The 17381-nt window shown below is 71.3% G+C and carries 21 protein-coding genes and 1 pseudogene; 3 read left to right on the plus strand and 19 right to left on the minus strand.

From position 1 onward, the window contains the following. Positions 1-11: 11 nt before the first annotated feature. From F6J85_RS14720 to F6J85_RS14760, 11 genes and pseudogenes are all read right to left on the minus strand, one after another. On the minus strand, positions 12-719 hold the full coding sequence (locus F6J85_RS14720) for an SDR family NAD(P)-dependent oxidoreductase (RefSeq protein WP_150926147.1): 708 nt from the start codon (positions 717-719) through the stop codon (positions 12-14). Positions 720-839: 120 nt separating this feature from the next. Then, on the minus strand, positions 840-1334 hold the full coding sequence (locus F6J85_RS14725) for a metallophosphoesterase family protein (protein ID WP_202980837.1): 495 nt from the start codon (positions 1332-1334) through the stop codon (positions 840-842). A gap of 4 nt (positions 1335-1338) precedes the next feature. Continuing rightward, a complete protein-coding gene (locus tag F6J85_RS14730; RefSeq protein ID WP_150926151.1) occupies positions 1339-1848 on the minus strand; it encodes a gluconokinase in 510 nt (169 codons plus the stop codon). Next, a complete protein-coding gene (locus tag F6J85_RS17760; RefSeq protein ID WP_191906633.1) occupies positions 1845-2018 on the minus strand; it encodes a hypothetical protein in 174 nt (57 codons plus the stop codon). The genes F6J85_RS14730 and F6J85_RS17760 overlap by 4 nt, the downstream gene beginning before the upstream one ends. A 48-nt stretch (positions 2019-2066) precedes the next feature. Then, a complete protein-coding gene (locus tag F6J85_RS14735; protein WP_150926153.1) occupies positions 2067-2852 on the minus strand; it encodes an IclR family transcriptional regulator domain-containing protein in 786 nt (261 codons plus the stop codon). A gap of 21 nt (positions 2853-2873) precedes the next feature. Next, positions 2874-4043 (minus strand): thiolase family protein, encoded by a 1170-nt coding sequence (locus F6J85_RS14740; RefSeq protein ID WP_150919281.1) that lies wholly within the window; start codon positions 4041-4043, stop codon positions 2874-2876. Further along, the gene (locus F6J85_RS14745; RefSeq protein ID WP_150926155.1) at positions 4040-4720 is read right to left on the minus strand and encodes a 3-oxoacid CoA-transferase subunit B; all 681 of its coding nucleotides are present in this window, start codon (positions 4718-4720) and stop codon (positions 4040-4042) included. The genes F6J85_RS14740 and F6J85_RS14745 overlap by 4 nt, the downstream gene beginning before the upstream one ends. Further along, on the minus strand, positions 4717-5466 hold the full coding sequence (locus F6J85_RS14750) for a 3-oxoacid CoA-transferase subunit A (protein WP_150926157.1): 750 nt from the start codon (positions 5464-5466) through the stop codon (positions 4717-4719). The genes F6J85_RS14745 and F6J85_RS14750 overlap by 4 nt, the downstream gene beginning before the upstream one ends. Before the next feature lie 196 nt (positions 5467-5662). Then, on the minus strand, positions 5663-5995 hold the full coding sequence (locus F6J85_RS18060) for an IclR family transcriptional regulator C-terminal domain-containing protein (RefSeq protein ID WP_238706976.1): 333 nt from the start codon (positions 5993-5995) through the stop codon (positions 5663-5665). A gap of 320 nt (positions 5996-6315) precedes the next feature. Beyond that, positions 6316-6432: pseudogene (locus F6J85_RS18065) on the minus strand (helix-turn-helix domain-containing protein); the annotation flags it as partial. Positions 6433-6459: 27 nt separating this feature from the next. Beyond that, positions 6460-7962 (minus strand): MFS transporter, encoded by a 1503-nt coding sequence (locus F6J85_RS14760; RefSeq protein ID WP_150926159.1) that lies wholly within the window; start codon positions 7960-7962, stop codon positions 6460-6462. Between the two features lie 157 nt (positions 7963-8119). Between F6J85_RS14760 and F6J85_RS14765 the strand changes: the two genes are divergently transcribed. From F6J85_RS14765 to F6J85_RS14775, 3 genes are all read left to right on the plus strand, one after another. Further along, the gene (locus F6J85_RS14765) at positions 8120-8905 is read left to right on the plus strand and encodes an IclR family transcriptional regulator (RefSeq protein ID WP_150919291.1); all 786 of its coding nucleotides are present in this window, start codon (positions 8120-8122) and stop codon (positions 8903-8905) included. A 40-nt stretch (positions 8906-8945) separates the two neighbouring features. Further along, on the plus strand, positions 8946-10121 hold the full coding sequence (locus tag F6J85_RS14770) for a 4-hydroxybenzoate 3-monooxygenase (RefSeq protein WP_150926160.1): 1176 nt from the start codon (positions 8946-8948) through the stop codon (positions 10119-10121). 85 nt (positions 10122-10206) lie between these two features. Next, on the plus strand, positions 10207-10875 hold the full coding sequence (locus F6J85_RS14775) for a GntR family transcriptional regulator (RefSeq protein ID WP_150926162.1): 669 nt from the start codon (positions 10207-10209) through the stop codon (positions 10873-10875). Between the two features lie 30 nt (positions 10876-10905). Here the strand turns inward: F6J85_RS14775 and F6J85_RS14780 are convergent, their stop codons facing one another. From F6J85_RS14780 to paaK, 8 genes are all read right to left on the minus strand, one after another. Continuing rightward, positions 10906-11355: a MarR family winged helix-turn-helix transcriptional regulator gene (locus tag F6J85_RS14780; protein ID WP_150919297.1), complete on the minus strand. Its 450-nt coding sequence runs from the start codon at positions 11353-11355 to the stop codon at positions 10906-10908. Positions 11356-11407: 52 nt separating this feature from the next. Further along, positions 11408-12178 (minus strand): enoyl-CoA hydratase/isomerase family protein, encoded by a 771-nt coding sequence (locus F6J85_RS14785; RefSeq protein WP_150926164.1) that lies wholly within the window; start codon positions 12176-12178, stop codon positions 11408-11410. Between the two features lie 8 nt (positions 12179-12186). Beyond that, positions 12187-13356 carry a 1,2-phenylacetyl-CoA epoxidase subunit PaaE gene (paaE, locus tag F6J85_RS14790; RefSeq protein WP_150926166.1) on the minus strand — a complete coding sequence of 390 codons (1170 nt, stop codon included), beginning with the start codon at positions 13354-13356 and terminating at the stop codon, positions 12187-12189. After that, on the minus strand, positions 13356-13841 hold the full coding sequence (gene paaD, locus F6J85_RS14795; protein WP_150926179.1) for a 1,2-phenylacetyl-CoA epoxidase subunit PaaD: 486 nt from the start codon (positions 13839-13841) through the stop codon (positions 13356-13358). The genes paaE and paaD overlap by 1 nt, the downstream gene beginning before the upstream one ends. Further along, on the minus strand, positions 13835-14686 hold the full coding sequence (gene paaC, locus F6J85_RS14800; protein WP_150926181.1) for a 1,2-phenylacetyl-CoA epoxidase subunit PaaC: 852 nt from the start codon (positions 14684-14686) through the stop codon (positions 13835-13837). Before paaC ends, paaD begins: the two co-directional genes overlap by 7 nt. Beyond that, complete coding sequence (paaB, locus tag F6J85_RS14805; protein WP_150919308.1) at positions 14683-14988, minus strand: 1,2-phenylacetyl-CoA epoxidase subunit PaaB; 306 nt, start codon at positions 14986-14988, stop codon at positions 14683-14685. The genes paaC and paaB overlap by 4 nt, the downstream gene beginning before the upstream one ends. Continuing rightward, positions 14988-15968, minus strand: coding sequence for a 1,2-phenylacetyl-CoA epoxidase subunit PaaA (gene paaA / locus F6J85_RS14810; RefSeq protein ID WP_150926183.1), 981 nt, complete (start codon positions 15966-15968; stop codon positions 14988-14990). The genes paaB and paaA overlap by 1 nt, the downstream gene beginning before the upstream one ends. A 70-nt stretch (positions 15969-16038) precedes the next feature. Further along, positions 16039-17358, minus strand: coding sequence for a phenylacetate--CoA ligase PaaK (gene paaK, locus F6J85_RS14815; protein ID WP_150926185.1), 1320 nt, complete (start codon positions 17356-17358; stop codon positions 16039-16041). Between the last annotated feature and the right edge of the window lie 23 nt (positions 17359-17381).

The following is a 17381-nucleotide window of genomic DNA, read 5'->3' on the forward strand; positions in this document are numbered from 1 at the left end:
CCAGGGCCGGGTCAGGCGATGCGCCAGGCCCGGTCGACATGGAGCGTGTGAGCGCTGACGCCGCGGTTGAAGAGCAGGAACTTCGTCGCATCCACGACGTCGGCCATCGTGGCGAGCTCTCCCCCCGGCGTGCGATCGCGATAGCCGTCGAGCACTCCCTCGGGCTTGCCCGCCCAGAAGGGGCTGTCGCCGATGATCCCGGGGTGCAGGGAGTTGACCCGGATGGGGGCGAGCTCCCACGCCAGCGTGGTCATGAGACCCTCCACGCCGCCGTTGATCGTCGACACGGTCGTCGAACCGGGATAGGGCGCATCCTTCGCGCGACCCCCGAAGAGCACGATGCCGGTGTCGACGGAGGGCGTCAGCCGATCCAGGAGCGTGTGGACCGTCTCGGTGTACCCGACGAGCTTGAGTGTCACGAGCCGGCGCGCACCGGCGACGTCGTAATCGCGGATCGTGTTCGCGTCGCGCTCGATCGCCATCAGGACGAGCCCGTCCAGGCCCTCCACGTCGCGCAGCTGGGCGGCGATGCCTTCCGGTTCGGCCAGCTCCAGCGCGATCCCCGTCGCCCGCGGGCCGAGGCTGCCCGCCACCTCCTGCGCCCGTTCGAGGCTCCGGCTCGTCAGCACGACGGAGTCCCCGGTGGCCACGAGGTCCTTGGCCAGTTCCAGGCCGATGCCCGACGATCCGCCGGCGACGAGAATCGTGCGTCCACTCATGGCCGGCTTCCCCTCTCACACAGGTGATCCGCACGCGTGTGAAGTGACACTGCACTCATGTAAACGCCCACGCGTTCCGCTGTCAAGCAACGGCGGTGGACTCCCGCCACACCCGGGCGGTCAGAGTTCGATGAGGCGCACGTCGCGGAGAACGCCGGAGTCCGCCACCGCGGTGAGGTAGGTGTGCCGGGGCTGGCGGCGCCGGTCGGTGGGCGAGCCGGGATTGAGCAGCCGCATCCCACCGGCCGTGGTGGTGTCCCACGGGATGTGGCTGTGCCCGAAGACGAGCACGTCGGTGCCGGGGAACGCGGCGTCCATGCGCGCCTCGCGGCCTTTCGCCTGCCCGGTCTCGTGCACCACGGCGAGCCGGATGCCGTCCACCTCCCGCCGCGCGATCTCGGGGAGTCGTGCCCGCAGGTCCGGTCCGTCGTTGTTGCCCCACACCCCCAGCACGTCGCCGTGCTCCTCCAGCTCGTCCAGCACGGATGCGACGATCCAGTCCCCGGCGTGGACGATCAGATCCGCCGCATCCGCCGCGCGCAGCACCGCAGGCGGGATCGTGCGCGCGCGGGCGGGCACGTGCGTGTCTGAGATGAGCAGCAGACGCGTGGGCACGGACTCAGCTCCCCGCCGAGAGCGCACGGGCGGCCTGGTCGGCGACGTCGGCGACGGGCGGGGTGACATCCACCACGACGCCGGGTTCGTCGAGGCCGAGCGGCTCGAGGGTCGCCAGCTGCGACGCCAGCAGCGTCGTGGGCATGAAGTGCCCGGTGCGGGCGGCGGCCCGCGCGGCGAGCACCTCATCGGGCGCGCTCAGGTGCACGAACACCGCGTCCGGCGCGTGCCGGCGGATGCGGTCGCGGTACGAGCGCCGGAGCGCCGAGCACGCCACGATCATCCCGCCGGTCGCGGCGCCGGCGGCGAGCGCCTGCCCGACCGCATCCAGCCAGGGCCAGCGGTCATCGTCGCTGAGCGGTTGTCCCGCCGCCATCTTCGCCACGTTGTCAGCCGAGTGCAGACCGTCGGCATCGGCCCACGGGAGGCCGAGGCGCTCCGAGAGGGCGGCGGCGACGCTGGATTTGCCCGCCGCCGAGACCCCCATGACGACGATCGCCGCGGGCGCGGTCATGCGCGGGCCTCCGAGCCGAGCGCGCCGGCGAGGGCGGTCATCCGCTCGCGCAGGTTCACCGCCAAGCTGCGCCCGATCGCGACCGAGAGGTCGAGCGCCGCCCGGTGGATGTCGCGTGCGGTGTCGCGCTTCCGCCGCATCAGCAGTCCGACGGGCGGGGCGGAGGTCATGTGCTCCTTCCTAACACGATCGGGCACACGCCGCGGTGGGCGGGGTCCTCAGAGCAATCGGATGTCCGCGTCGATCGCGGCGGTCGCCGACAGCAGCGCCGGCAGGCACGCGTCGCGCAGGTGCTCGACACGGTGGCCGGCGGCACTGGCCGAGACGTTCACCGCAGCCACGACGGCGCCGCTGCGGCCGTGCACGGGCGCGGCGACCGAGCGGAGGCCCGGCTCGAGTTCGCCGTCCACGAGCGCCCACCCCTGCGACCGGACGCGCTCCAACTCCGCGGTCAGGGCCGCCGCATCCGTGCGCGTGCGCGGGGTGAGCGGCTCGGGGTGTGCGGAGGCGATCAGATCGGCCGCCTCCCTCTCGGGGAGCGCGGCCAGCAGCACCCGCCCCATGCTCGTGGCGTACGCGGGGAAACGTGTGCCGATCGTGATCCGCACGCTCATGATGCGGCGGGTGGGGACGCGGGCCACGTACACGATGTCGGGGCCGTCGAGCACCGCCGCCGAGACGCTCTCGTCGACCTCGCGGGAGAGTCGCTCGAGGTGCGGCTGGACGATCTCGGGAAGCGACAGCGCCGAGAGGTAGCTGAACCCCAGCTCGAGCACGCGCGGGGTGAGGGAGTACGTGCGCGCATCCGCCCGCACGTACCCGAGTGTCTCCAAGGTGTGCAGAAACCGTCGCGCGGCCGCCCGCGGAAGCCCGGCGCGCCGCGCCGCGTCGCTGAGGGTGAGCGCGGGATGATCCGCATCGAAGGCGCGGATGACGGCCAGGCCGCGGGCGAGCGACTGGACGAAGTCAGCCGACGCCGGGGGTGGTGCGGTGTCGTCGGTCACCGCCTCACCCTATCCGCGGGCTCAGCGCTCGAGGACGACGGCCAGGCCCTGTCCGACGCCGATGCAGATCGCCACAACGGCGATCCCGCCGCCGCGACGGGCCAGCTCGTGCGCCGCGTGTCCGAGGATGCGGCCGCCGGACGCTCCGAGCGGGTGCCCCATCGCCAGCGCACCGCCGTGGATGTTGACCTTCTCCGGGTCGAGATCGGGCCAGCCGGCGATGCACGCGAGCGACTGCGACGCGAACGCCTCGTTCAACTCGACGACGTCGACATCCGCCCACGTGCGTCCTGCGCGGGCGAGGGCCTTGTTGGCCGCCTCGATGGGAGCGATGGGGAACTGGTCGGGGTCGACGCCGTGCGTGGCCCGGCCGGCGATGCGGGCCAGGGGCTCTGCGGGCAGCGCGTTCTCACCGGCGATCAGCACGGCCGAAGCGCCGTCGTTGATGGGCGAGGAGTTTCCGGCCGTGACCGAACCGTCCTGCGCGAACAGGGGCTTCAGACCTGCGAGCTTCTCCACCGACGTGTCGTCGCGGATGCCTTCGTCGCGCGCCAGCTCGGCCCCGGGCACCTGCACGATCTCGGGGTCGTACACGCCCTCCGCCCACGCGGCGGCGGCCAGCCGGTGCGAGCGCACGGCGAATTCGTCCTGCGCCTCGCGGCTGATCCCCCACTCGCGCGCGATCTTCTCCGCCGACTCGCCGTTGGAGATGGTCCAGTGCGCGGGCAGCTTCGGATTCACCATGCGCCACCCGATGGCGGTGTTCCACAGGGTCTGGTTGCCCACCGCCGGCCACGGCCGGGGCGACTTCTCCACCACGAACGGCGCGCGGCTCATCGATTCCACGCCGCCGGCGAGCACGATGTCGGCGTCGCCGGTCTCCACGGCGCGCGCGGCCTGGATGGCCGCCTCCAGCGACGACGCGCACAGCCGGTTCACCGTGACGCCGGTCACGCTGGTCGGAAAGCCCGCCAGGAGCGCCGCGAACCGGGCGACGTTGCGGTTGTCCTCTCCGGCCTGGTTGGCATCGCCGAAGATCACGTCATCGATGCGCGCGGGATCCAGGCCCGTGCGGTCGACGATCGCGCGCATCGTGAGCGCGGCGAGGTCGTCCGGCCGGACGCCGGCGAGCGCGCCACCGGCTCGGCCGAAGGGGGTGCGGACGGCGTCGAAGACGAAACTGGCGGTCATGACTGGGTCCCTTCGGCGGATGCCGCGGCATCCGCCGTCGCGTCGATCAGGTCGAGTCCGGTCAGCGACCGGAGTTCGTCGACGGTGTTGTCGCCGAACAGCTCGCGGACGGCGAAGCCCTCCGCCGTCACGTCGAAGATGGCGTGGTCGGTGTACACGCGCGAGACGCACCCGACACCGGTGAGCGGATACGTGCAGGAGGCGACGAGCTTGGAGCCGCCGTCCTTGGTCAGCAGATCGGTCATGACGTAGACGTCCTTCGCGCCGATGGCCAGATCCATGGCCCCGCCCACCGCCGGGATCGCGCCCGGTGCGCCGGTGGACCAGTTGGCGAGGTCGCCAGTCTGCGAGACCTGGAAGGCCCCGAGCACGCACACGTCGAGGTGGCCGCCGCGCATCATCGCGAACGAGTCGGCGTGGTGGAAGTACGCCGCCCCCGCCAGCGCCGTCACGGCCTGCTTGCCGGCGTTGATGAGGTCGGGGTCCACGTGACCGGACTCGGGGGCCGGCCCCATCCCGAGCAGTCCGTTCTCGGTGTGGAGGATGATCTCCTCGTCGGCGGGCAGGAAGTTCGCCACCAGGGTCGGCGCACCGATGCCGAGGTTGACGTACGCGCCCTCGGGGATGTCGGCCGCGATGCGGCGGGCGAGGTCGTCGCGGGACAGACGCGTGGTCATCGCTCTCCTCCTGTCGCGGCCTCCAGCGGCCGCCCTTCCAGGTCGACGCCGCCGACGAACTCGCCCTCGCGCAGCCAGGGCCGCTCGCCGACGGCGACGACACGGTCCACGAACAGGCCGGGGGTGACGACGGCTTCGGGATCGAGCGCACCCAGGGGCACGATCTCGTCGACCTGCACGATCGTGGTGGCGGCGGCGGTGGCCATGATGGGGCCGAAGTTGCGCGCGGTCTCCCGGTAGACGAGGTTGCCCCACCGGTCGGCGCGATAGGCGCTGATCAGGGCCACGTCGCCGCGGATCGGGTATTCGAGCACGTAGGTGCGACCGTCGATCTCGCGGGTCTCCTTGCCGTCGGCGAGCTGGGTGCCTACGCCCGTCGGCGAGAAGAACGCGCCGACACCGGCGCCGGCGGCACGGATGCGTTCGGCGAGGTTGCCCTGGGGGACGAGCTCCAGCTCGATGTCACCGGCGCGGTAGAGGCCGTCGAAGACCCACGAGTCGCTCTGCCGCGGGAAGGAGCACACGATCTTGCGCACGCGTCGCGCTGCCAGGAGCGCCGCCAGACCCGTGTCTCCGTTGCCCGCGTTGTTGTTGACGATGGTCAACTCGCGCGCCCCGTGGGCGATCAGTGCGTCGATCAGCTCGACGGGCTGGCCGGCGCGCCCGAATCCGCCGATCAGGACGGTCGCACCATCCTGGATGCCCGCAACCGCCGATTCGACGTCTGGCACGGTCTTGTCGATCACTCCGGCTCCCTATCCGTCCGCACAGCGAACAGTCGTGCGTATAGCGACCAGCTTACGCCGCCCCGACCTCCCGCGCCAGGCCCGGTCGCGCCCCCCGACCCGACCCACGCCATCCGCGAGACTGCACGCCACCGGCGAGACAGCGGCATTATGTCGGGGTTTCGTCGGCGGCGTGCAGTCTCGCGGGGGATCCGGGTCAGCGGGCGTCGCGGAGGGCGGCGTGGAGGTCGCGCGCGGTCTGGACGACGAGAGGGCCGAGTCGCCGCTCGTCGGCGCGGTCCAGGTGCACCACGAGTCCGATCGCGACCGGGGGGAGACCCTCGACGCGCGGCAGCGCGGCCGCGACGGAGACGTTGCCGAGGGTCATCTCCTCCCGCGTCGTCGCGAAGCCGCGGGCGCGGGCACGGTCGATGTCGGCGCGCAGCGCCTCCTCGGCGATGACCGAGTGCTGCGTCTCCGGCTCGCGCGGGGTGCGCAGATACCGGCGCAGCCAGGATTCGTCGCGTGTGGAGAGGAGCGCCTTGCCCACCCCGGTGGTGTGGAGCGGCCCGCGGCCCCCGCACGGCTGACCACCGGGATCGAGTTCAGCCCCGTCACCCGGCCCACGAAGAGCACCGTGGACGTCTCCGGCGACGTGCCGTCCAGCACCCCCAGGTGGACGTTCTCCCCCGTGGCTTCGTACAGCCGCGCCAGATGCGGCAGCGCCGTCTCGCGCAGCCGCAGCGACAGCGGGGAGAGCTCACCCAGCTCCCACAGGCGCGAGCCGATCGCATAGGTGGCACCGGGACCTCGCGCCAGCAGCCCTTCGCGGGCGAGGACGGCGACCCAGCGGTGCAGCGATGACAGCGGGATGCCGGTGCGCCGGGACATCTCGGCCACGGTCAGCGCCGGCTCGTCCTCGTCGAAGCACTCCAGCACCTGCAGCATCCGCCCGAGCGCGCCGCGCTCGTCCGGCCTGGACCCCATGCCTTCACCCTAGCGCCGGCGCCGGCCCTACTTCGGGTCGGCGGAGGCCGCCTCCTTTCCGTCGTCCTCGTCGGGTGTGACCTTCCCGTCGGCGCCGGCGACGAGCGACAGCGGGTCGGCGATGTCTTCCAGCGACTTGCCCGCCGCGCTCACACCGAAAACGCCCGAGATGACGCCGCCGACGATCATGACGACCGACCCGAGCACATACCCCCAGAACAGCGGGGTGCGGTCGGTGCCGTCGCCGATGAGCGCACCGTACAGCGCGGGCGCGATCGATCCGACGAGCTGACCGATCGAGAACACATACGAGATCACCTGGCTGCGCAGTTCGAGCGGGAAGATCTCGCTGACGGTGAGGTACGCCGCCGATGCTCCCGCGGAGGCGAAGAAGAACGAGGCGCACCAGAACGCCGTGTGGGTACCGGCGTTGAGGACTCCCGCGTTGAAGAGGAAGGCGCTGAACAGCAGGATCAAGCCCGCCAGCACATAGGTGCCGAACAGCATCCGCCGCCGCCCCCACGTGTCGAAGAAGTGGCCGAGGATCAGTGCTCCGGCGAGGTTGCCGACGGCGAAGATGATGAAGTACTGCCCCGCGGAGGCGGGCGGGGTGTCGTAGAAGTTCTGCAGCACGAGCGCATACGTGAAGAAGATCGCGTTGTACAGGAACGACTGCGTCACCATCATCGTGACGCCCACGAGCGTGCGCCGCGGATACTTCCGGAACAGCACCTTCGCGATAACGAGGAAAGGCACCTGACCGTATTCCTTCACCGTGATCGCCTTGGCGTCGTCCACGGGGCTGATGGTCTTGCCCTCGTTGCGGATGCGCTCCTCGATCTCGTCGACGTTGCGCTCGGCCTCCTCCTCTCGGCCGTGCGTCATCTGCCACCGCGGGCTCTCCGGGATGTGGCGGCGCAGCCAGATGATCAGCAGCCCCAGGACCGGGCCGAGGAAGAAGCTGAGACGCCAGCCCACATCCTGCGGCAGGAGGTCGGTGTTGAGGAAGAAGATGTTGGCGACGGCGCCCAGCGCCGCCCCGCCCCAGTAGGTGCCGTTGATGGCGATGTCGACCCGTCCCCGGTACTTCGACGGGATGATCTCGTCGATCGCGGAGTTGATCGCGGCGTACTCCCCGCCGATGCCCGCGCCGGCGACGAAACGCCAGATGTAGAAGAACCAGGGCGCGAACGCCAGGCCCGCGATCGCGCTGCCGGCGAGGTAGACCACGAGGGACAGGATGAACAGCTTCTTGCGGCCGAGCCGGTCGGTCAGCCGCCCGAACACGAGAGCGCCGGTGACCTGCCCCAGCAGGTAGAAGGTGCCGGCCAGCCCGACCTCGAAGGCGCCCATCCCCAGCGTCTGGGCGTAGCCGTTGGCTGCGACGATCTGCACCTCCAGGCCGTCCAGGATCCAGGAGAAGCCGAGGCCCACCACGATCATCCAGTGGAATCGCGACCACGGCAGGCGGTCCATCCGCGCCGGCACGAGGGATCTGACTTCCTTGACCTGCACCTTGGACGAGGACATCCGCGTTCCTTCCTTCGGCGGCCGCGCCGCGATCCGCGCACAGTTCTACTCCCGCGGGCGATTCCGCGCTCCGGATTGACCGCGGGCGGGGCGGCGCGGTAAAACCGCGACGACGGGTTCGCCCGGCCGGCGGCGGGCCGCGTGGGAGGCTGGGCCGATGGCGAACTCCCCCTCGGGCGACTCGATGACCGACCGGCTGGTGCGGATCCTGGAGACCTTCACCCCCACGCGGACCGTGCAGACCGCCGCCGAGATCGCCCGGCACGCGGGGCTGCCCGATTCCACCGCCCACCGCATCGTCGGCGAGCTGGTCGCCACGGGGCTGCTCGAGCGCGCCGACGACCGGCGCGTGCGGGTGGGCATGCGCCTGTGGGAACTGGCGACCCGCTCGTCGTACGCGCTGCACCTGCGGCAAGTCGCGTTGCCGTACATGGAGCGCGTCCAGGCCCGGGTGCGCCAGCACACCCAGTTGGCGATCCGCGAACAGGACGAGGCGCTGTTCCTCGAGCGACTGAGCGACCCGGCCTCCGGCGCGAACGTGACGCGGATCGCGGGTCGCCTGCCGCTGCACGCGTCGTCGTCGGGTCTCGTCCTGCTCGCGTACGCCGACGCGGACGTGCAGGAGCGGCTGCTGTCCGCACCCCTGCGGCCGATGTCGCGCGAGACCCTCGTCGACCCGGCCGCACTCCGGCGCAAGCTCGCGGAGGTGCGCCGGCTCGGCCATGCCGCGGCGCCCGGGTTCGTCGAGACCGTGTCCACCGGTGTGGCGGTGCCCATCCGGGAGCGCACCGGTGAGGTGGTGGCGGCCCTGTCCGTCGTCCTCCCCCGCGACGCCGCGATCGATCAGCCCCTCGCCGAATTGCGCCGCGCCGCCCAGGACATCCGCGTCGCACTGGACCCACCTCCCATTGAACGGGAATCCGATCGCGCGGCGGGGGGCTGATCCTGCAGGATCGGTGGGTACGTCCGTCGAAGGAGACCCCATGACCACCCCCGTCCGCACCCGTGTGGCCATCATCGGCGCCGGCCCCGCCGGGCTGCTGCTCTCGCACCTGCTGGCCGACGCCGGCATCGATTCAGTCGTGATCGACCAGCGCACCCGCGCGGAGATCGAGACGACGATCCGGGCCGGGATCCTCGAGCAGGGCACCGTCGAGGTGCTCGAGGCGACCGGAGCATCCGATCGCGTCCGCACCGCCGGCAACCGGCATGACGGCATCGAGCTGCGCTTCGCCGGCGAGGGCCACCGCATCGACTTCGCCGGCCTCGTCGGGCGCGCGGTGTGGCTGTACCCCCAGCACGAGGTTCTCAAAGACCTCATCGCCGCGCGCCTGGCCGGCGGGCAGGACCTGCGCTTCGGCGTGACCGCGGAGCGCGTCGAGGACGCCGGCACCGACCGACCGCGCGTCGTCGCGATCGACGCGGACGGTGCACGGCTGGAGATCGAGGCCGACTTCGTCGTCGGCGCGGACGGATCGCGCAGCGTCGCCCGCGAGGCGGTCACGGGCTCACCCACCGGCGGATACTTCCGCGAGTACCCGTTCGCGTGGTTCGGCATCCTGTGCGAGGCCCCACCCAGTGCCGAGGAGCTCATCTACAGCAACTCCCCCGACGGCTTCGCGCTCATCAGCCAGCGCAGCGCCACGATCCAGCGCATGTACTTCCAGTGCGATCCGGAGGCGGACCCCGCCGCCTTCAGCGAGGCGGAGCTGTGGGATGCGCTGCAGACCCGGGTTCCGGGCACGACCCTTCGGGAGGGCCCGATCTTCCAGCGCGACGTGCTGCGGTTCCGCAGTTTCGTCGCTCACGAGCTGCGCCGCGGCCGGGTCGCCCTCGTCGGAGATGCCGCGCACACGGTTCCGCCCACCGGCGCGAAGGGCATGAACCTCGCCGTGGCGGACGTGCTCGTGCTCGAGCGGGCGCTGCGTGCCCTCCTCCAGGACGGCGACGAGCGGCTCGTGGACGCGTATGCCGAGACCGCTCTCCGGCGCATCTGGAAGGCGCAGCACTTCTCGTGGTGGATGACCAGCATGCTGCACGTCGCCCCCGACGCATCCGACTTCGATCGCCTGCGTCAGCTGGGCGAACTGCGCAGCGTCGTGGAGTCCGAGCACGGGCGGGCCTACCTCGCCGAGGCGTACACCGGCTGGCCGCTCTGACCGATCCGCCGGCGGGAGGACGATGATCCCCCGCCGGCGGCGCGCCGCCTTGCACCGGGGACGCGAACCGAGTGCAATATATTGCATGCCGATTCCCGCCGACAGCCCCGCGCTCGACCGCATGCTGCTCCGCGACGACGTGTACGGGCGGCTGCGCGACGCCATCGTCGACGGCACGTTCGCGCCGGGTGAGCAGCTGAAGGACGGTGAGCTCGCGGCATGGCTGGGGGTGAGCCGCACGCCCGTGCGGGAGGCCCTCCTGCGTCTGGCGGCTAGTGGCCTCGTGGTGACGCAGCCCGGGCGCTCCACCACGGTCAGCAGCATCGACGAGGCCACCGTGCGCGAGGCACGCGATGTCGTGGCCGCGATGCACGAACTCTCCGTCCGCGAGGGCGTGTTACGGCTGGATGCGGACGACATCGAGCGGATGCGCGCGGCGAACCGCCGTTTCGCCGCAGCACTGGAAGACGGCGACACCGACGGCGCACTGCGGGCCGACGACGACCTGCACGCCGTCGTGATCGCCGCGGCGCGTAATCGGGCGCTGGCCGCGGTGCTGGAGCTGTTCCATCCCGTCGTCCGCCGTGCCGAGCGACTGCGCTTCGGCTCGGATGATGGGCGCGCGTCGATCGAGCGTCACGAACGCTTCATCGACCTGTGTGCGGCGGGCGACACCGAGGCGGCCGCCCGCCTCACGTACGAGACCTGGCACAGTCTCGCGGCGGCGGCGGATGCGTCCGGCTTCGGACGCTGAGGCGGGCGACTCCGATCCGGCGGCGGCCGGTCAGGACTCGGCGCGCAGGATCCGGTTCAGCGCCTGCAGGGCGTCCAGGGCGTTGTCGAGCATCGCCTGGTGTTCCGGGGTGAGCCGGTCAAAGGCGGCGGCGAGCCCCTCGGTCCACGCGTCGGTGATCGCGCGATGCTCGGAGGCGCCGCGCTCGGTCGCGAAGATGCGCACGATGCGGCCGTCGGAGGGATCCGGTTCCTTCAGCACGAAGCCCCGCTGCTGAAGGAGCCGGACGGCCGTACTGACGTTGGGCTGCTGCAGCCCGAGGGCGGCGGCCAGCTCTCCGATCGTCGCGCCCGGGCCATCCAGCACCTGCTTGAGCAGCGCGATCTCACTCGTGGGCAGCGGACCGACCCCGGCGCGGGCGGGAGCGCGACGGTGGATCGTCCACGCGAGCTCCCGCAGCGTGACCCTGAGCTGCGCGCGCGGCGTGAGCGACTCCGGCATGCATCGACAGTAGTGCCTGCTCACCCCCAGAGGCACTGTTGCCCGTGCTCGCTCAACGCCCGGTGAACTCCGGAGGCCTCTTGGCCTGGAAGGCGGCGAATCCCTCGCGGTAGTCGGCGGTGTCGCGCAGCGCCTCCTGCGCGAGGTTCTCGGCCGCGATCGCCTCCCACAGGCCCGCGCGCTCCTCGCGGAGGAGGGCGATGATGCGCTTGCTCTCCACGAACGCCGCCGTGGGGCCGGATGCGGCGGTCACGGCTGCCGCGCCGACGGCCGCCTGCACCTCGCCGGCCGGCAGGCTCCGCGAGAACAGACCCAGCCGGACGGCCTCCTCACCCGAGAGCAACCCGCCGGAGTAGATGAGGTCGAGCGTGCGGTGCGCCCCGAGCCGCTGATAGAACAGCGCGTGGCCGCCCGAGTCCAGCGTCGCGCCCAGCGCGGCGAACGGCGACCCCACTTTCGCGGTGTCGGCGACGTAGACCACGTCGGTGGCGATGAGCAGCCCCAGGCCCACCCCCAGGCACGCCCCGTGGGCGGCGGCGAAGGTGGGAGCAGGGAACCGCGCCATCCGCTTGAGCAGCGGCGTGAGGAGCCCCGTGAGGTAGCCGTGCACGTCGTCGGTGGCCGGGTCGACGCCGGAGATGTCGCGGCCGGCGCAGAATGCCCGGCCCTCCCCGCGCAGCACGAGCGCACGCACGCCGGCCGCCTCGGCGTCGGCGTACGCGGCGTCGAGGCTCCGCAGCGCCGCCTCGTCCAGCGCGTTGAGCTTGGCGGGATTGTTCAGCACCACGTGCGCGACGTCGCCGTCGATGCGCAGATCGATCATCGTCGGCCTCAGTTGTCGTAGTCGACCGCGACGCGGTCGGTGGTGGGATGCGACTGGCAGGTGAGCACGTAGCCGTGCTCGATCTCGTCGGGCTCGAGCGCGTAGTTCTCCGTCATCGTGACCGACCCGGTCAGCACGCGGGCACGGCACGTTCCGCACACCCCGCCCGCGCACGCGAACGGCGTGTCGGGGCGCACGCGCAGCGCCGCATCCAGGATCGATTCCCTCGCGCTCACCGGCGACTGCACGCTCGCCGACTGACCGTCCAGCGTGAACTCGATCGTGCGCACCGGTTCGTCCGCCCGCACCTCCACCGGTCGCCGCGGGCCAGCCGGTGCACCCGCCTCTCCGGTCGTGAACAGCTCGTACCGCACGTGCGCACGGTCCACGCCGACGTCGGCGAGGGTGTCGCGACACAGCTGGACCAGCTCGAACGGTCCGCACAGGAACCACTCGTCGACCGTCTGCGGCAGGATCAGGCCGTCGAGGATGCGGCGGAGCCGCTCCTCGTCGAGGCGGCCCGACAGCACCGGGGCCGCGCGCTGCTCGCGCGAGAGGACGTGATGCAGGGCGAAGCGGGTCGGGTAGCGGTCTTTGAGGTCTGCCAGCTCGTCGAGGAACATCACATCCAGCGTCGACCGGTTGGTGTAGACGAGCGTGAACCGTGAGCTCTCCGAGCGCGCGAGCACGGTGGTCGCCAGCGCCATGACCGGAGTGATGCCGGAGCCGGCGGCGATGCCGGCGACGTGGGCGCCATCCAGGTCGGCGAGCGACGTGGTGAACGAGCCCTGCGGGCTCATGACGTCGATCTCGTCGCCGGCATGCAGTTCGGTCTGCGCCCAGGCGGAGAACCAGCCGCCGGAGTTGCGCTTGATCGCGACGCTCACCGAGCCCGGGGTCGGCGGCCGGCACAGCGAGTAGGAGCGGCGCACCTCATGCCCGTCCAGCTGCGCCCGCAGGGCGACGTACTGCCCCGGGAGGTAGTCGTACTCCGCGACGAGGTCGTCCGGGACGGCGAAGGTGACCTCGACCGACTCGGCCGTCAGGGGGCGCACCTCGGCCACACGCAGCGGATGGAAGCGCGCGCGGGGCCGCCCCCCGCCGGTCCCGCCCACGGCGGTGTGGAGGAGGGCGTCGGCGACCGCCTCGGTGCGGGAGACGGTGGGCGAGGGCGCCATCAGTGCACCTTGAAGAAGTCGAACGGCTCCAGGCACGCACGGCATTCGTAGAGCGCCTTGCACGACGTGGAGCCGAAGCGGGTGACCTCGCGGGTGTGCAGAGAGCCGCAGCGCGGGCACTTCACACCCAGCTGCAGCCGCACCGGCCCGCGGTCGGCGGCACGGCCGATGGGCGGAGCGATGCCGTATTCGCTGAGCTTGCGCTTGCCCGCATCCGTCATCCAGTCCGTCGTCCACGCCGGCGCCAGCACGAGATCGACCTCGACCCGGTCGTACCCTTCGACCGAGAAGGCGAGGGTGAGGTCCTGGCGGATCGTGTCCATCGCGGGGCATCCCGAATACGTCGGCGTGATCGTCACCACGACACCGTCCTCGCCCTCGCGGACGTCGCGGAGGATGCCGAGGTCTTCGATCGTGAGCACCGGCACCTCCGGGTCGCACACCCGCGCGGCGATGTCCCAGGCCCGCGTGCGCGCGGTCACCATGTCGCCCCCGGATGCTGACGGGCGAGCACCTGCATCTCTGCGAGCAGGACACCCAGCGTGGAGAAGTGCTCACCGCGGCGCCCGCCGGCCATCGACGGCTGCACCGACGGCATCTCGAGCTCGACCTCCGCCAGGACGGCGGCGATGACCTCATCGAACCCCGGACGCAGCGCCGAGGGCCGCGGTGCGACGCCCTCGAGCCGCTCGATGAGGTCGTCGTCGCGGAAGAGCTCGTCCACGTAGGGCCAGACGTCGGTCAGCGCCGCGATCATGCGCCGGCGCGATTCGTCGGTTCCGCCGGCCAGTCGCAGCGTCCACGTCACGGCATGGTCGCGGTGGTAGTCGACCTCCTTGACCGCCTTGGCCGCGATCGCCGCGAGCGACGGGTCGGGCGACCCGCTCAGGGCGGTGTACAGCTCGAACATGTAGCCGGCGGCGACGAGCTGGCGCGCGATCGTGTGCGCGAAGTCTCCGTTGGGCTGCTCCACGAGCCACGAGCTGCGGAACTCCGGCTCGTCGCGCCAGTAGGCCAGGTCGTCTTCGGACCGGCCGTCCGCGGTGCCGGCATAGCGGAGCAGTGAGCGGGCGTGCCCGAGCAGGTCGAGGGCGATGTTCGCCAGCGCGACGTCCTCCTCCAGCTCGGGGGCATGGGCGACCCAGGCACTGAGCTGCTGCGACAGGATGAGGGCGTCGTCGCCGAGTCGGAGGGCGTACTCGGCCGCGTCCGCCGACGCCGCACGGCCGCCCTCCCCCGCCAGTTCGGCGGAGAGCTCGACATCGTCGACGGTGACCTCGCCGTGCACGTCGGCCTCGGCCGGATGCTGAGGCCGTCGGAGGGCCGTCATAGGTGCGGCACCCCCTCGGATGCGGTGTAGTACGACGCGTGCCGGTAGTTCTTGCCCGCCGGGCTTTCGAAGAAAGCGCCCTTCGCGTCGGGGTCGCTCGTGGTGATCGCGTCGGCGGGGGCGACCCAGATCGACACGCCCTCGTTCCGCCGCGTGTACAGGTCCCGCGCGTTGCGCACGGCGAGCGCTGCGTCGGGGGCGTGCAGCGACCCGACGTGGACGTGGCTGAGGCCCCGCTTGGCGCGGACGAACACCTCCCACAGCGGCCACTGCTCGGCAGCCGATGCGCCCGGCGCCGACATCACGCCACCTGCCGTTCGCCGTCCGAGCGGGCGGCCTGCGTGCGCGCGTAGGCGGCAGCCGCCTCCCGCACCCACGCACCGCTCTCGTGCGCGTCCCGGCGGTTCTGCAGTCGCACGGCGTTCATGGGCCCGCGACCGGCGAGCACTTCGTAGAACTCGCTCCAGTCGATCTCGCTCGTGTGCCAGCGCTCGTTCTCGGCGTCCCAGCGCAGCTCCGGGTCGGGCAGCGTCACCCCGAGCGCCTCGGCCTGCGGGACGAGCATCCCGATGAAGCGCTGACGCAGGTCGTCGTTGGAGAAGCGCTTGATCTTCCACGCCGTGGACCGCGCCGAATTGGGTGACTCGTCATCGGGGGGCCCGAACATCATCAGGCTCGGCCAGTACCAGCGGTTCACCGCATCCTGCGCCATCCGCTGCTGCGCCTCGGTGCCGCGCATGAGGGTGAGGAGGATCTCGAACCCCTGCCGCTGATGGAAGGACTCCTCCTTGCAGATGCGCACCATGGCCCGGCCGTACGGTCCGTACGACGCGCGGCACAGCGGCACCTGGTTGCAGATGGCCGCGCCGTCCACGAGCCATCCGATCGCGCCCATGTCGGCCCACGTGGGGGTGGGGTAGTTGAAGATCGAGGAGTACTTCGCCTTGCCGTCGATGAGCTGCTGCGTCATCTCCTCGCGCGTGATGCCGAGCGTCTGAGCCGCCGAATACAGGTACAGGCCGTGGCCGGCCTCGTCCTGCACCTTGGCCAGCAGGATCGCCTTGCGCTTGAGACTCGGCGCGCGGGTGATCCAGTTGCCCTCGGGCTGCATGCCGATGATCTCGGAGTGCGCGTGCTGCGCGATCTGCCGGATGAGCGTCTTGCGGTACGCCTCGGGCATCCAGTCCCGGGGCTCGATGCGGGAGTCGGCGGCGATGATCTCGTCGAAGCGGGCCTGCGCCTCTGCTTCGGCGGCCAGGACGGCCGCGTCGGATGCTGTCATCTTCGACTCCTTTACAGAACGATCGTTCAGTTAGTCTAACCGCCCGTCCGCGCGCGGGCAACCGCCGGACTCACCTGTTGTCGTAGACCCGCTTGTACTTGCCCTCGCTGCGCGGGAGGGTGCCCGGCTCCTCCACCCGCACGTCGACCGACGTGCCGATGTGCACCTTGATCCGCTGGGCGAGAACCGCGGCGGCCGCCTCGCACGTCTCCCGGTCGAGGTCGGGGTGGCGCTCGATGCGCACGGTCATGACGTCCATGCGACCCGCGCGGCTCAGCTCGAGGATGAAGTGGGGGGTGAGCGTCTCGATCCCCATCACGAGCTCCTCGATCTGGGTGGGGAAGAGGTTCACGCCGCGCAGGATGATCATGTCGTCGTTGCGTCCGGTGATCTTCTCGATGCGGCGCATCGCCGGGTACGCGGTGCCCGGGAGCAGTCGCGTGAGGTCTCGCGTGCGGTAGCGGATGACCGGGAAGGCCTCCTTCGTCAGCGACGTGAACACGAGTTCCCCCAGCTCCCCGTCCGGCATCGGCTCTCCCGTCCGGGAATCGATGGTCTCGGGGAGGAAATGGTCCTCCCACACGTGCGGACCGTCCTTGGTCAGCACGCTCTCACTGGCCACGCCGGGACCCATGACCTCGCTGAGGCCGTAGATGTCGACGGCGTCGATGTTCAGGCGCCGCTGGATCTCCGCTCGCATCTCGTTCGTCCACGGCTCCGCACCCAGGACGGCGACCTTGAGAGAAGTGGTCGTCGGATCGATGCCGGCGTCCGCCATGGCGTCGGCGATGGTGAGCAGATAGCTCGGCGTGCACAGGATCGCGTCGGGTTCGAAGTCGCGGATGAGCTGAACCTGCCGTGCGGTCTGCCCGCCCGACATGGGGATGACGGTGGCACCGAGCTTCTCGATCCCTCCGTGGGCGCCCAGGCCCCCGGTGAACAGGCCGTACCCGTACGCGTTGTGCACCTTCATCCCCGGCGCGATGCCGGCTGCCCGAAGCGAGCGGGCGACGCAGTCCGCCCACCGGTCAAGGTCTGCCTCGGTGTAGCCCACGACGGTGGGGCGCCCGGTGGTGCCGGAGGAGGCGTGGATGCGGCGCACCTGCGTCATGGGGACGGCGAACATCCCGAACGGGTAGGTCTCCCGCAGGTCGTCCTTCGACGTGAACGGCAGCCGCCGGACATCGGCGAGGGTGCGGATGTCGTCGGGTGTCACGTCGACCTCGTGGAACTTCCGGCGGTACAGCGGCACGTTCTCGTACGCGTGCCGGACCGTCCAGCGCAGCCGCTCCAGCTGCAGCGCCTCGAGCTCGGGGCGGGTGAGGACCTCCGCGGCCGTGTGGCCGAGCGCCGCGTCGGAGCGGATCTCGGGTGTCGTCGTCTTGGGCATGGCTGCTCCTGGGGGATCTCGCG

This window comes from Microbacterium lushaniae, assembly GCF_008727775.1.
GTDB lineage: Bacteria > Actinomycetota > Actinomycetes > Actinomycetales > Microbacteriaceae > Microbacterium > Microbacterium lushaniae.

Bases quoted from the DNA above. Each gene is read 5' to 3' on its own strand.
- paaE (WP_150926166.1), bottom strand. From the start codon at position 13,356: ATGGCGCCCTCGCCCACCGTCTCCCGCACCGAGGCGGTCGCCGACGCC.
- F6J85_RS17760 (WP_191906633.1), bottom strand. From the start codon at position 2,018: ATGACCTCCGCCCCGCCCGTCGGACTGCTGATGCGGCGGAAGCGCGAC.
- F6J85_RS14760 (WP_150926159.1), bottom strand. From the start codon at position 7,962: ATGTCCTCGTCCAAGGTGCAGGTCAAGGAAGTCAGATCCCTCGTGCCG.
- F6J85_RS14785 (WP_150926164.1), bottom strand. From the start codon at position 12,178: ATGATCGATCTGCGCATCGACGGCGACGTCGCGCACGTGGTGCTGAAC.
- paaC (WP_150926181.1), bottom strand. From the start codon at position 14,686: ATGACGGCCCTCCGACGGCCTCAGCATCCGGCCGAGGCCGACGTGCAC.
- F6J85_RS14730 (WP_150926151.1), bottom strand. From the start codon at position 1,848: ATGACCGCGCCCGCGGCGATCGTCGTCATGGGGGTCTCGGCGGCGGGC.
- F6J85_RS14770 (WP_150926160.1), top strand. From the start codon at position 8,946: ATGACCACCCCCGTCCGCACCCGTGTGGCCATCATCGGCGCCGGCCCC.
- F6J85_RS14780 (WP_150919297.1), bottom strand. From the start codon at position 11,355: ATGCCGGAGTCGCTCACGCCGCGCGCGCAGCTCAGGGTCACGCTGCGG.
- F6J85_RS14765 (WP_150919291.1), top strand. From the start codon at position 8,120: ATGGCGAACTCCCCCTCGGGCGACTCGATGACCGACCGGCTGGTGCGG.
- F6J85_RS14740 (WP_150919281.1), bottom strand. From the start codon at position 4,043: ATGACCGCCAGTTTCGTCTTCGACGCCGTCCGCACCCCCTTCGGCCGA.
- F6J85_RS14720 (WP_150926147.1), bottom strand. From the start codon at position 719: ATGAGTGGACGCACGATTCTCGTCGCCGGCGGATCGTCGGGCATCGGC.
- F6J85_RS14745 (WP_150926155.1), bottom strand. From the start codon at position 4,720: ATGACCACGCGTCTGTCCCGCGACGACCTCGCCCGCCGCATCGCGGCC.
- paaK (WP_150926185.1), bottom strand. From the start codon at position 17,358: ATGCCCAAGACGACGACACCCGAGATCCGCTCCGACGCGGCGCTCGGC.
- paaD (WP_150926179.1), bottom strand. From the start codon at position 13,841: ATGGTGACCGCGCGCACGCGGGCCTGGGACATCGCCGCGCGGGTGTGC.
- paaA (WP_150926183.1), bottom strand. From the start codon at position 15,968: ATGACAGCATCCGACGCGGCCGTCCTGGCCGCCGAAGCAGAGGCGCAG.
- F6J85_RS14775 (WP_150926162.1), top strand. From the start codon at position 10,207: ATGCCGATTCCCGCCGACAGCCCCGCGCTCGACCGCATGCTGCTCCGC.
- paaB (WP_150919308.1), bottom strand. From the start codon at position 14,988: ATGTCGGCGCCGGGCGCATCGGCTGCCGAGCAGTGGCCGCTGTGGGAG.